This is a genomic window from Halomonas sp. E19 (assembly GCF_052439355.1).
GTDB lineage: Bacteria > Pseudomonadota > Gammaproteobacteria > Pseudomonadales > Halomonadaceae > Halomonas.
Map to the genome: position 1 here is coordinate 185,315 of NZ_JBNFWU010000001.1, position 12,834 is coordinate 198,148.

Genomic DNA, 12,834 nt, shown 5'->3' on the forward strand with positions numbered 1-12,834 from the left:
ATGTTGACTCCTTGCAGTAGGTGCGATGAAACGGGTGAGGCTGGCCGGCGCCAGGCCCGCTGTGCTTGTGCCGGCTTTACCGCGGCTGCGGGCGACGGACGATAGCGGTGGTGCCGTCGAAGCGCTCGAAGGTCACCAGGCTGCCTTCTGGCAGCTCGGTTTCGCCGGTTTCGGCCACGCGCAGGCGATAGAAGTCGCCGTTGATCTTGACGCCGCTGGCGCCGTCGAAGTCGCGCTGGAGCGTGGTGTAGGTATGGCCTTTCTCCACGCCCGTGCCGGTGGTGCCGTAGGCCACCCCTCTAGGCGAGAACCAAGGGCGGATCACCTTGACCGCGAGCGGGATGAAGATGCCCGAGAACACCCCCATGGCGAGTAGCTGCCAGGGCAGCGTAAGGCCGAGTGCCGCCAGCGCCGAGGTCAGGGCGGCGGCCACCCCCAGCGACAGCAGCACCAGGCCGCCGGAGGAGAGTTCGGCCAGACCCAGCAGCAGGGCGATGGCCAGCCAGATCAAGGCGGGGTTCCAGTCCATGGTAGCCTCGGTAATGAATTGTTTCCCGATGCGTCGCTGCAACGCACTGCGCGGCGCTTGGTGCTATCGTAGTCGTACGACCCACATGGTAAAGGAGAGCAGCATGTCGCACATCCTCACGATACGTACCTGGTCGGCGCTGGCCGTCGTGCTGGCCGGCAGTGCCCTGCTGGCCGCTCCGGCCCTGGCGGCGGAAGAGGAGGCTCAGGCCCAGCAGCAGATCGAGCAGGCCGAGCCGCAGCAGGACGCTGAGATCGATGACGAGAACGAAGCCGCCGATGACGACGAGGCCAACGGTGACGAGGCCGATGAGGTCAACGGCGACGAGGAGGAGGCAACCGAGGAGGACCACGCCCACGTTCATGAGCCCGACGAGCATACCGACAATGAGGCCGTGCAGGCCTACCGTGAGGTCAATCGGCGTATGCACGAGGACATGGCAGTCGAGTTCACCGGCAACCCCGACGCCGATTTTGCCCGCGGCATGATCCCGCATCACCAGGGGGCCATCGACATGGCCAATGTCGTGCTGATGCACGGCGAGGACGAGGCGATTCGCGACCTCGCTCGCGAGATCATCGAGGCCCAGGAGGAGGAGATCGCTTTCCTGCGCGACTGGCTGGCCAAGCACGGCTACGACGCTGAATAGACTCCTGGCCTCACAACCTGGCCAAGGCTGGACGGGCCCAGGCCCGTCCCGTTGTCTTCCGCCCCTGTGGGTTATAGCCCCAGGCGCTCCTTGACCCGGCCGAAGGCGGCCAGCGCAAACTCCAGGTCGTCGCGGCTTAGCGCGGCGGACATCTGGGTGCGGATGCGCGCCTTGCCCTGGGGCACTACCGGGTAGGAGAAGGCGATCACGTAGACGCCCTCCTTGAGCATCTCCTCGGCGAAGCGGGCGGCAAGGCCCGCGTCGTGCAGCATCACCGGCACGATGGGGTGCTCGCCGGGCAGCAGCTCGAAGCCCAGCCGCTCGAGGCCCTCGCGGAAGAAGGCCGTGTTGTCGCTGAGCCGACGGCGCAGCTCGCGGGACTCGGCGGCCAGCTCGATCGCCTTGAGGGCGCCGGCCACCACCGGCGGCGCCACGGTGTTGGAGAACAGATAGGGCCGCGAGCGCTGGCGCAGCAGCTCGATCACCTCACGCTTGCCGCTGGTATAGCCGCCGCTGGCGCCGCCCAGCGCCTTGCCCAGGGTGCCGGTGGTGATGTCGATGCGGTCCATGCAGCCGCGGTACTCATGGGTGCCGCGGCCGCCCTCGCCGAGAAAGCCGGTGGCGTGGCAGTCGTCGAAGTGCACCAGGGCGTCATAGCGTTCGGCCAGGTCGCAGATCTCGTCGAGCCGGGCGATGTAGCCGTCCATGGAGAACACACCGTCGGTGGTGATCAGCTTGAAGCGCGCGCCGTCGCGGTCGGCGGCTTTCAACTGCTCCTCCAGGTCGGCCATGTCGTTGTTGCGGTAGCGGTAGCGCCGCGCCTTGGAGAGCCGCACGCCGTCGATGATGCTGGCATGGTTGAGCTCGTCGGAGATCACCGCGTCCTCGGCGCCCAGCAGGGTCTCGAACAGCCCGCCGTTGGCATCGAAGCAGGAGGGGTAGAGGATGGTGTCCTCGGTGCCGAGGAAGTCGGTCAGGCGCTGCTCGAGCTGCTTGTGCAGGCTCTGGGTGCCGCAGATGAAGCGCACCGAGGCCAGGCCGTAGCCCCACTCCTCGAGGCCGGCTCCGGCGGCGGCATTGACCTCCGGGTGCTGGGCCAGGCCGAGGTAGTTGTTGGCGCACAGGTTGAGCACCTCGGTGCCGGCATTGATGCCGACATGGGCCCCCTGGGGGTGGTCAGCTGGCGCTCGTGCTTGTAAAGCCCGGCCTGGCGAATGGCGTCGAGCTCGCCCCTCAGGTGCTGCTTGAAGGCTCCGTACATGTCATGACTCCCAGTTGAGGACGACCTTGCTCGCTTCGCCGCTGAGCATGGCGTCGAAGCCTTGCTGGTACTCGGTGTAGGGCAGGCGATGGGTGATCACCGGCGCGATGTCGAGGCCGGAGTCGATCATCACCGACATCTTGTACCAGGTCTCGTACATCTCGCGGCCGTAGATCCCCTTGAGCGTCAGCATGTTGAAGATCACCGTGTTCCAGTCGATGGCCATCTCCTCGGCGGGAATGCCGAGCATGGCCACCTTGCCGCCGTGGCACATGTTGGCCAGCATGTCGCGGAAGGCGGCGGGGCTGCCGGACATCTCCAGGCCTACGTCGAAGCCTTCGGTCAGCCCCAGTTCGCGCTGCACGTCGGGGAGCGTTTCGTGACGTACGTCCACGGTGCGGGTGGCGCCCAGGCGCCTGGCCAGCTCGAGGCGCCCTGGGTTGAGGTCGGTGACCACCACGTGGCGCGCCCCGGCATGCCGACACACCGCCGCGGCCATGGCGCCGATCGGTCCGGCCCCGGTGATCAGCACATCCTCGCCGAGCAGGTCGAACTGCAGCGCGGTATGCACGGCGTTGCCCAGCGGGTCGAAGATGGCAGCCACGTCGAGGTCGATGCCGGGCTTGTGCTCCCACACGTTGGACATGGGCAGGGCGACGTACTCGGCGAAGGCGCCCGGGCGATTGACCCCCACGCCGCTGGTATGGGCGCACAGGTGGCGGCGCCCGGCCAGGCAGTTGCGGCAGCGTCCGCACACCACGTGCCCCTCGCCGGAAACGATCTGCCCCGGGTGGAAATCGTTGACGTTGGAGCCGACCTCGACGATCTCGCCGACGAACTCATGGCCCACCACCATGGGTACAGGGATGGTCTTCTGGGCCCAGCTGTCCCAGTGGTAGATGTGCACGTCGGTGCCGCAGATGGCGGTACGCTTCACCTTGATCAGCACGTCGTTGATGCCAACCTGTGGGTCGGGCACCTCGTCCAGCCAGAGGCCGGGTGCGGCCTCCTTCTTGATCAGTGCTTTCATATCGCTCTCTTCCTGTCATCCAGGGTGGCAATGGGCGCTAGCAATCCGTATCACGATACTTACTATATACACAGGATGCGCTTGACGGCCGGGAAGACGGGCGGGCATGCATCAACGATGTTTGTGGAAGGAGGCCTCAGGTGACGGCACTGGTGTACTGGCTGGATATGGCCGGCGTGGTGGTGTTCGCCCTGTCGGGTGTGATCCTGGCGTGTCGTTCGCGCATGGACCCGTTCGGCATGCTGGTGCTGGCCGCTGTCACTGGCATCGGTGGCGGCACCCTGCGCGATCTGGTGCTCGGCGTACGGCCGGTGTTCTGGGTTGCCGACCCGACCTACCTATGGGTGATCCTGGCCACCGTGGGGCTCTCCATCGTTGGCTTCCACTATATCCATCGCCTCTCGCGGGTATTCCTGCCGGTGGCCGACGCCTTCGGCCTGGCGCTTTTTACCGTGATCGGAGCGCACAAGGCGCTGCTGCTGGAGGCGCCCGGCGTGGTGGCGGTGCTGATGGGGCTGTTGACCGGCGTGGCCGGCGGCATGGTGCGCGACGTGCTGGCTCGCCGTGTGCCGATGGTGCTGCGCGAGGAGGTGTACGCCACCGCCTCCATCGCCGGCGGTATCACCTACGTGGGGCTGGGGGCCCTGGGCGTGCCGGTCGGTTTCGCCATCGGCCTGGCGCTGGCGGTCACGCTGGGGCTGCGCCTGGCCGCCATCCACTGGGGGCTGGCGCTGCCGGTGTTTGCCTGGGTGATCATTCCGCCTCCGCCGGAGCCGCCTGCGTCCGGCGAAGCTCTGGCAGCCAATGCCGGCGACGAGGCGCCGCGCCGGCGGCGCGGCAAGGCTCGCGTGCGCATGATCCCGCCGCAGCGGCGGCGCAAGCGCGGCAGTGAGCCCCAGGGCTAGGTGGCAGGCGTCTGAGGCTTAGCCCGTGGTGCCGGGAGACGTCACATCGACGACGGGCAGCGTCTGGGTCTGCTGCGAAACCAGCACCGCCTGGATGTGGCGATACAGCGGGGTCAGGTTGGCCTTCATGTCGCGTTCGGCCTGCTGCTGGTCGATGTAGTAGGCCGCGCGCGGCCCGCAGTAGTCGATGATCTCTCCGGCCTGCTGGAAGCGCAGCCCGGCCAGCTGCAGCAGCCGGGCGAAGCGCGGCTCCATCATGGCGAAGACGTGACGCCGCCCGGCAAGCCCGACCAGCGCGGTGGCAGCGAGAAACAGGCTGAGGCTGACCAGTGGGGAAGGCACCGGCAGTGCCTCGCCGCCCTGCGGCGAGGCTGGCACCTCGCTTCCCGGGGTGCGGCGAAAGTGCCGGTGCACGGCCAGGCGAGAGACTTCGCAGACCTCACTCCTGGCGAAGGCGGCAGGATGCAGGGTCGGATGGGACAATCCATGGGCGCAGCTCTCTTCCAGCGGCAACCGGCGCGGTTCGCCGTCGCTGTCGGCGCCCAGCACCACCCGCAGGCAGCCGACGTCGAGGCCGCTGTCGCGGTGAGTCAGCAGGCAGAGCAGGGCCTCGGCGTCGTAGGCATCGCGCTCGAACGTGGGTTCGGCGGCGTCGCCGAGACGGTAGTGCATCTCTTCGCGAAACACCTGGTGGCGCAGCGCGTAGGCACGATAGCGGCTGGCATGATCCAGCGCGAGGGTGAAGCGGTACTGCGCGATGAACTCGGTGATACGGGTATCGATGTCGTGCGGGCTGGCGTCCTTGCCGTACCTTGTCAGGCTTGGCTCAGGACGGCTTGTCCTGGCTGTGTTCATGCAGCACTCCTGGGAAGGCCTCCAGCAGTGGCATCGGTCGGCCCAGGTGATAGCCCTGGCCATACGCGATGCCGTAGGAGGCGAGAATCGGTATGAGCTCTTCCTGATCGACGAATTCGGCGATCGCCTGCTTGCCGAAGCCGGCGGCAATGTCGGCGATGGCCTTGACGATGACCCGCGTCTCCGGATTGGTGATCAAGCTGCGGATGAAGGCGCCGTCGATCTTGATGAAGTCGACCGGCAGCTCGCCCAGATAGTGGAAGCTGCTGAAGCCGACGCCGAAGTCGTCCAGTGCGGTACGACAGCCTAGGTCGCGCAGGGCCTGCAGTACGCCGCGTGCGGTGGCAAAGTCGGTGACCGCGGCCGTTTCGGTGACCTCCAGCACCAGCTGGTGCGGGTCGGCGCCGCTGGCGCGCAGCTCGTCGACGAGAAACTGCTTGAGTCCTTCATCGTGAAGGGTCTGACCGGAGAGGTTCACCGCCAGCGAGATCCCTTGGTCTTGGACTTGTTGCAGTGCCCGCAGGCTGTGGCGCAGCACCCAGCGGTCGAGCTGAACGATCTGGCCGCTGCGCTCGGCAATCGGGATGAAGTGCACCGGGGCGATGTGGGCGCCCTTGGAGCCGCGCATGCGCAGCAGGATCTCATAGTGGCGAATGTCGCGGTCGCCCAGGCGAACGATCGGCTGCACCAGCAGCTCGAAGCTGTCCTCTGCGATCGCCTCGCGGATTCGCTCGACCCAGTAGACGCGCTCCTGCAGCTCGTCCTTGGCGCGTTCGGGCGTGGAGAGCAGGTGCCAGCGCTGCACGCTGCTCTCCTTGGCCTTGTACATCGCCAGGTCGGCGCTGGCCATGAGGTCGGCGGGGTTGCTGCCGTGGGCGGGGAACAGCGCGATGCCCAGGCTGGCCCTGGCCCGGTGGCGCTGGCCGCCGGCATCGAGCCCGGTGCTCTCCAGCAGGGGGATGATCTGCTTGGCCACGCAGGTCGCCTGCTTGGCATCCGCGCCCTCCAGCAGCAGCGCGAACTCGTCGCCGCCCAGCCGGGCGATCATGCCGCGGTGGCCGAAGGTGTCGAACAGCGTATCTGCCACCATGCGCAGCAGCCGGTCGCCGTTGTGGTGCCCGCTGAGTTCGTTGACGTCCTTGAACTGGTCGAGGTCGAGCAGCACCACCGCGCCGCTACGCCCGCGCTGCATGACGTTGCCAAGCGTTTCCTGGAAGTAGCGGCGGTTGTAGAGCTCGGTGAGCGGGTCGCGCTCGGCCAGCCAGGTCAGGCGAGCCTCGGCTACCTTCCGCTCGGTGACGTCGAGGCCCACCGAGATGCGCGCACTGCGGTTGGCGTCGCGCCTGGGCAGCGGGGCGTGATACCAGGCGATGGTGCGCTGGTGACCGTCGGCCGATACCAGAACGCGCTCCTCCTGGGAGGCAAGGCCATGCAGATCGCCTTCGGCATTGCGCGACGAAAAGACATCGTCGAACAGGCGGCCGAGCAGCTTTTCCTCCTGCAGCGCCAGGATCGCCTGGGCATAGGCGTTGACGAGGGTGATCCGCCCTTCGGCATCGTGGGTGACGATCAGTACGCGGGCCGTGTTCAGCAGGCTGCCAACGAAGTCGCGCTCCTCGGCGAGCTCCTCGACCCGCTCGGCAAGCTGGGCGCCGCGCAACTTGACCTCGTGCTCCAGCGATTCCAACTGGTCGGAGAGCGCCAGGGTGGTGCCTTCGAGTACGTCGATCTCATCCGTCAGGCGGCGGCGGGGCAGGGGAATGGCGCGGCGCGTCTTGAGAAAGCCGCCGTGGGCCAGGGCCGGCAGCACGCCGGCCAGGCGGCGCAGGCGCGCCATCGGGCGCAGCAGAATGCCCAGCACCAGCAGCAGGGCGGCCAGCCAGCCGCCGATGCCGGCCAGCAGCAGCACGCGCGTGTCGTGCTGAATGGCACGAATCTGGGCGGTGATGTCGGTGGCCATCAGGAAATAGCCCGTGTTGCGGCGATCCTCGTCCTCCGTCATGCGTACCGAGGAGAGTTCGATGTCGCGCCCGGCGAAGTGCAGTTGGAGCAGGGCATGGAGCAGGTCGTCCAGGGTGGTCATCCGGCTGGCCTGCTGTAGCAGGGCTAGATACTCCTCGGGGCGGGTCATGGCGACCAGGCGCCCGTTCCACGCATCCAGCCAGCGCTCCGGCATGTCCTCTTCCGTCAGCGCGCCGGTGATCATCAGCGCCACGGCGCTGTCCGACACCTGCTGCACCTGGCGCGTCACGTCGGCCAGCGAACGCGACAGGATTGCCAGGCCGACGCTGCGGCCCTCCTCCAGAATCGGCACCGCGGCGTACTGGCGGCAGTCCTTAGAGCAGCGCAGCACCGAGAGCGGATGTTCGCTCTCCATGACCCTGGCCACCCAGTCCTGCACCGGGCGCTCATGATCGGCCTGGCCGTGGCCCCAGGCCGCCAGCTCGCGACCGTCGGCGTCGAACACCAGCACCTCGTCGACGCCCGACTCCAGCTGCAGCGTTGGCCATTGAGAGGCCAGCGAGCCGATCAGCGCGGCGGTATCACCGCCGGCTAGGGCCGGGCCCAGCTCCGGCGAGGCTGCAGTCAGGGCGGCAAGCTGCTGCAGGCCGGCTTCGGAGCGCTGCAGGGCGAGGCGAATCTCCCGGGCTTCGCGCTGGTTGCTCTCATAGCGGCTCTGGTCGAACTGACGCGACAGGTTGCTGTGGCCAAGCCAGGTGAACAGAGCCACCAGCAGCAGCAGCAGCAGGCCGCTCATGGCGAGCACCCGCCAGGTCAGGCTCAGGCGGGGGCGCGGGTCGGGCGTCGAGGCGATGGACATGGCGGCCGCCTCAGAAGCGCAGGGAAAGCTGCAACAGCAGCATGTTCCAGCGTCGCTGCGTCTCCCAGGGTCTGGCTCGTCGCGCAGCGGCAGCCAGCCCGTGCCATTGATGTGGTGGTATTCGGCGGCCAGCAGCACCCGCGGATTGACGCGCCACTGCAGCCCCAGGGTGATGTCGTCGGCATAGCGGGCGTGGGCGGGGCCTCGGCCCTGGGCGGCGTAGTGGCTGCCCGAGCGGTCGCTGCGGTCGTTGACCAGGCTGTCGTAGCGCACCAGCCACTGCCAGTCGTCGAGGAAGCGCCGGCTGTACTGCACGTACCAGCTCTCGCCGGTGGTCTCGGCGCTGCGGATCGGGCCGGTCTCGGTGGTCGAGACCCGCCGCAGCGCATACTCGCCGGTCAGCGCCCACTTCTCCTTGTCGTACTGCAGCGAGAGAATCACGGGCTGGAAGTTGAGCTCGCCCGCATGGGCACCAACGCCAAGGTCGAGATTGACATCCGCGGCGCTGACGGCGGCGGTGAAGTTGCCGTCGCCATGGGTATACAGCAGCTGCGCGATGGACGAGAGGTTGCCATCGAGCCTCACCCCCAGGCGGGAGGGGAACAGCTGGCTGTCGAGGTCGCGGGTCGTGGGCAGGCCGATCCCGCCCTTGAAGTGCAGCGTGCCGCTTGGCAGGCGCTCCTCGGCGTAGAAGCTCATGCCATCGGCGGACAGCCCCAGGGCGCGGGTTCGATCGAAGTAGATCGATTGTGGCAGCAGGATGCTGGAGCGCGTGAAAGCGACGTCGCGGGTCTGGTTGTAGAAGCCGAAGGGGTTCTTGAAGCGTCCGACCTGCAGGCCCAGGGTGCGCTGCTGATTGGAGATCGGCTGGTAGTCGATGATGCCGTAGTCCAGCGCCGGTCGCGCATCGCTGCCGTCGCCTCCGGCACGCCGGCTGAGTACCTGGGCGGCGATCAGCACGTCCTGGTGGGGCCGGAATGAAGCGTTGGCGCCGATCTCGGTGTACTGCAGGCTGCCCTTGCCGCTGCTGCTGGGGCCGAAGAAGTTGTTTTCGTCGGTGATGACGAGTGCCTGGCTCAGGAACCCATGCACTTGCAGCGTGTCCAGAACCTCTTGCCCCCGGGCGACCTGGGTCCAGGCAACGGCTACGGCCAGCAGGAAGAGCGAACCACGCTTACTCCATGTTGATGACTTGGACACGATCATCCAGGTACTCCTTTCCAGATATCCCAAGGCACCGGGCGTAGTAGCGATGCGTTCCAGCATCTCGGCCTGAGTGTCGACCCGCCCGGGTGCCTGACCGGTGCCGGAAAACACCAGGCGGTCCCAGGCGAGTTGAAGTTGGTGCGGGTAGACGTTGAGGCGCTCCTTGGCGAAGCGCGCATGGACCGGATGGTCGTTGGGCAGCACGAAGACACGCGCGGCCTGGCCATCCGGCCAGGTACGCTGGCGCATGGCAAACAGCGCCCGCGTGGTATCGCGCGTCAGTGACGTCCCGGCCGAGTCGGCATTGGCGACAAGCAGCACCTGTCGCTCGCTTGTCGCCCCAAGCCCGGGTGCCATGACCAAGAACAGCGCCATCAGCAGGCGTCGCATCATGGTCACGTGATGGTTTTCCCAAGGCCGGTTGCAACAGGCGCAGCCGGCCGAAGCCTGGCTCCGCCCCGCGCGGCAATGCCGTACGACCGGCGCCCAGCTCCTTGGCAGCTATGTCCTGCCAGGCTCTATCGAGCATGACGATTGACCCCCAGATTCCCTTGCCGTATCAGCCGGCGTCCCGGCGTTTTTCTGCTCCGAGTTCTTGCGTTCGTTATTCTTGGTCGGTGTAATCTCTGCACAATATACGCAAGGAACCGTAACGATGAGAAGCGTGTCGTGATCGTTACAGTGTAACAACCCGGCGTCGGTGAGCGAGTCTTCATATGCCGCATGCCTACCTAGGCCCGCTTGCGTGAGCGTGCTGCCGACCCCTCCGTTGACCCGGTGGCGGGAGTGGCCCCGACCTGGGGAAGGTGGCATCATCGAAGCCTTCGTGGCAAATCACCCAGGACAGGCCAGAGCACGCATGTTTCTCGACCCCTACCATACGCAGACGGACACGCACCTTCACATCAGCGCCCAGCAGGCCAGTGATTTCGCCAAGCGCATTGCCGGTGACTTCAACCCTATCCACGACGTCGAAGCGCGCCGCTTCTGCGTCCCGGGCGACCTGCTTTTCGCGCTGGTCCTGAGCCGCTTCGGGCTCTGCCACCACATGGATTTTCACTTCCGCAACATGGTGGGGGACGGCACACCGCTATGTTTCCACGAGCCCGACGGCGGCGGTCTGCAGGTGCAGGACGACGAGCGCAAGTGCTACCTCGAGGTCGTTCGCGAGGGCGACTGCACTCATGACCCGGCGGTGATCGAGGCCTTCTCACGCTGCTATGTCGCCTTTTCCGGCAAGAACTTCCCGCACGTGCTCAAGCCGCTGCTGGAGGAGCAGGGCGTGATGTTCAACCCGCGCCGCCCGCTGGTGATCTACGATAGCATGGGCTTCACGCTGGAGCGGCTTGACCTTCGTCAGCCCCGGCTGGAGCTGGTCGACTCCTCGCTGGACGTCAAGGGCAAGCGCGGCGACGTGCTGCTGCAGTTCCGCATCTCGGATGGTGACGAGCCCGTCGGTCAGGGCTCGAAGAAGCTAGTGGTCAGCGGCCTGTGCGACTACGACGATGCGGCCATGGACGAGATCGTCGCCGAGTTCTATCGCCTCAAGGCCGCCTACGAAGCCGGAACGCCCTAAGCCGTCCCGCTACACCACTACCGTCACGGGGCAGTGCGCCAGGTCGATGACCCGGTGGCTGACGCTGCCCATCAGCTTCTCCCGCCAGGCCCCGAGCCCCCGCCGCCCCATCACGATTACCGGATAGGGCGCCTGATCATGCGCGTGGCCGACGATCGCCTCGGCATAGTCGTCGCCGTCGAGCACCTGCTCGCGAATACCGGCCTCGACCGGGCCCAGCCGCTGGCGGGCCTGGTCCAGCACCCGCCTGGCTTCCTCCACCTGGGCCTCGGTGTCGACCGAGCCGGGCGTGAGGGGCGGCAGAACAGCAGGTCGACCGGGGCCTCGGCGCTGCGAGCCAGATCGCCGGCCAGCAAAGCCGCCTCGTCGCTATGGCGGGAGCCGTCCACCGGCAGTACCACGCGGCCGATCCGGGCGATGTCCCGCGGGGCCGCCTCGGGGTGGACCACCGTGACCGGGCAGTTGGCCTTGTGCACCACCTCGTCGCTGACGCTGCCTTCAATGAACTTGCCCAGGTCGCTGAGATGCCGTGCGCCGATCACCAGCAGGCAGTTCGACTGGCGGTTGGCGTACGCCGCGATGGTGCGTCCGGGATGGCGCACGAAGCCCTCCTCCTCGAGCGAGACCTCTCGCAGCGGTGGCTCGAAGTCGTCGCCAATGAGCCGGCGGGCGTGGGCGAAGGCGTCGGCTGCCACCTTCAGGCGCTGGGCTCGGTCGTGGTCGGCCTCGGTCTGCCGGTTGGCCGGCAGGTCGCTGAGTTCGGCGGGGTTGAGCGGCATGACGTGCACCAGCTGCAGCGACGCCTGGAGCAGGCGCGCCAGCAGGGCCGCATGGCAGGTGGCGGCGTCTGCCGCGGGCGAGCGGTTGACCGGCACGAGCACGAGTGAAATGCGCTCACTCATGGGGAATCTCCTGGGCAGCGTATTCGTTCCGTCAGGTTAACGCACTTGACCGAAGGCCGTCTGCCGTCGGCTTGGCACCTGCAGCGTCTTGCCCAACAGCATTCCGCCCCAGGGCAGGCGGTTGGCGACCCGATTGAGCCAGATCGAGCCGGCCATCCCCACGCTGACCAGCAGCAGCGCATAGAGCCAGAGCGGCAGCTGCCAGTACGCGTTGCCGACGTCGACCAGGGCGAAGAACATTGGATGCGCCAGGTAGATGCCGAACGAATAGCGATTGATCGTCTTGACCAGCGCTGGGGCGGGCACCTGGCGCAGCCGGGTCACGGCGACCAGGGTGAACAGGATGAACAGCGGTACCACCCAGGTCTCCTTGGAGGAGTAGGCGAGCGAGCCACGCAGGGTGAACAGCACGATCACCCCGACGTAGACGAGCAGCAGCGCCGGGTGCGCCAGTCGCTGCAGGATCGGCACCTCGTGCAGCCGGTCGGGGCTCAGCTGCGGGTAGCGCCGCACCACCAGCATGGCGAGGAAGAACAGGTAGATCCAGCCGAGGGGGCGATCCACAGCAGATAGCCGGGCGGTTCGAGGCCGAAGCGGCGGGTCAGCCCCCAGTAGGCGATGGCGACGAGACTGCTGATCACCAGCCATGGGCCGGGCGTCAGCCAGCGCTCCAGGTCATGGCGGGCATAGAGCCAGTAGAACGCATAGGACTGCATGGCGATGATCAGGAAATAGCCGTGCCAGCCGGCATGCACCAGGTACTGGACCAGATTGTCGAAAAAGCCGATGGCAGTGCCCTGGTGCTGAAGGCTCGCGTAGTTGGCCAGTGCGTAGATCAGCCCGTAGACCAGGTAGGGCACCATCACGTACTGCAGGCGCTTGGGCAGGAAGCCGGGCGGCGGCTGCTTGCCGTAGCGGGCCGAGAACAAGAAGATCGAAATGAAGATGAACAGGGGCGTGCCGAGCACGGTGGGAATGCGCGCCAGGTCGAGATAGACATTCTCGACCTGCAGGTTGATGCGATCGAGGAAGTGGTAGGCAAACACGGCCAGGCAACCGTAGAAACGCAGCCAGTAGATTTCTTCGATCCGCTTCATGAA

The 12,834-nt window shown here is 66.9% G+C and carries 10 protein-coding genes and 2 pseudogenes; 3 read left to right on the forward strand and 9 right to left on the reverse strand.

The window, feature by feature from the left end; translation table 11 throughout:
• Positions 1 to 76: 76 nt before the first annotated feature.
• The gene (locus tag ACUDAL_RS01050) at positions 77 to 529 is read right to left on the reverse strand and encodes an NfeD family protein (protein ID WP_444676811.1); all 453 of its coding nucleotides are present in this window, start codon (positions 527 to 529) and stop codon (positions 77 to 79) included.
• A gap of 103 nt (positions 530 to 632) precedes the next feature.
• Between ACUDAL_RS01050 and copM the strand changes: the two genes are divergently transcribed.
• Positions 633 to 1,178 (forward strand): CopM family metallochaperone, encoded by a 546-nt coding sequence (gene copM / locus ACUDAL_RS01055; protein WP_444676812.1) that lies wholly within the window; start codon positions 633 to 635, stop codon positions 1,176 to 1,178.
• A gap of 71 nt (positions 1,179 to 1,249) precedes the next feature.
• Here copM and kbl read toward each other — a convergent pair.
• A pseudogene (gene kbl, locus ACUDAL_RS01060) lies at positions 1,250 to 2,439 on the reverse strand (glycine C-acetyltransferase).
• A gap of 1 nt (position 2,440) precedes the next feature.
• Entirely contained in the window at positions 2,441 to 3,469 is a 1,029-nt protein-coding gene (tdh, locus tag ACUDAL_RS01065) for an L-threonine 3-dehydrogenase (protein ID WP_444676813.1), read from the reverse strand.
• Between the two features lie 140 nt (positions 3,470 to 3,609).
• On the opposite strand from tdh, the gene ACUDAL_RS01070 reads away from it, so the two are divergent.
• A complete protein-coding gene (locus ACUDAL_RS01070; RefSeq protein WP_444676814.1) occupies positions 3,610 to 4,374 on the forward strand; it encodes a trimeric intracellular cation channel family protein in 765 nt (254 codons plus the stop codon).
• An 18-nt stretch (positions 4,375 to 4,392) separates the two neighbouring features.
• On the opposite strand, the gene ACUDAL_RS01075 is transcribed toward ACUDAL_RS01070, so the two are convergent.
• Positions 4,393 to 5,229 carry a PEP-CTERM/exosortase system-associated acyltransferase gene (locus tag ACUDAL_RS01075; protein ID WP_444676815.1) on the reverse strand — a complete coding sequence of 279 codons (837 nt, stop codon included), beginning with the start codon at positions 5,227 to 5,229 and terminating at the stop codon, positions 4,393 to 4,395.
• Positions 5,201 to 9,649, reverse strand: a complete 4,449-nt coding sequence (locus tag ACUDAL_RS01080) for an EAL domain-containing protein (RefSeq protein WP_444679271.1) — start codon at positions 9,647 to 9,649, stop codon at positions 5,201 to 5,203. Before ACUDAL_RS01080 ends, ACUDAL_RS01075 begins: the two co-directional genes overlap by 29 nt.
• 466 nt (positions 9,650 to 10,115) lie before the next feature.
• Here ACUDAL_RS01080 and ACUDAL_RS01085 point away from each other — a divergent pair, with 466 nt between their 5' ends.
• Positions 10,116 to 10,832 carry a DUF3581 family protein gene (locus ACUDAL_RS01085; RefSeq protein ID WP_444679272.1) on the forward strand — a complete coding sequence of 239 codons (717 nt, stop codon included), beginning with the start codon at positions 10,116 to 10,118 and terminating at the stop codon, positions 10,830 to 10,832.
• A gap of 9 nt (positions 10,833 to 10,841) precedes the next feature.
• On the opposite strand, the gene ACUDAL_RS01090 is transcribed toward ACUDAL_RS01085, so the two are convergent.
• The 4 genes and pseudogenes from ACUDAL_RS01090 to ACUDAL_RS01105 all read right to left on the reverse strand — a co-directional run bounded on the left by ACUDAL_RS01090 (position 10,842) and on the right by ACUDAL_RS01105 (position 12,831).
• Entirely contained in the window at positions 10,842 to 11,093 is a 252-nt protein-coding gene (locus tag ACUDAL_RS01090) for a universal stress protein (protein ID WP_444676816.1), read from the reverse strand.
• Between the two features lie 191 nt (positions 11,094 to 11,284).
• Positions 11,285 to 11,734 (reverse strand): annotated as a pseudogene (locus tag ACUDAL_RS01095) (universal stress protein); the annotation flags it as partial.
• A 36-nt stretch (positions 11,735 to 11,770) separates the two neighbouring features.
• Positions 11,771 to 12,298 (reverse strand): acyltransferase family protein, encoded by a 528-nt coding sequence (locus ACUDAL_RS01100; protein WP_444676817.1) that lies wholly within the window; start codon positions 12,296 to 12,298, stop codon positions 11,771 to 11,773.
• Positions 12,226 to 12,831 (reverse strand): acyltransferase family protein, encoded by a 606-nt coding sequence (locus ACUDAL_RS01105; protein WP_444676818.1) that lies wholly within the window; start codon positions 12,829 to 12,831, stop codon positions 12,226 to 12,228. The genes ACUDAL_RS01100 and ACUDAL_RS01105 overlap by 73 nt, the downstream gene beginning before the upstream one ends.
• Between the last annotated feature and the right edge of the window lie 3 nt (positions 12,832 to 12,834).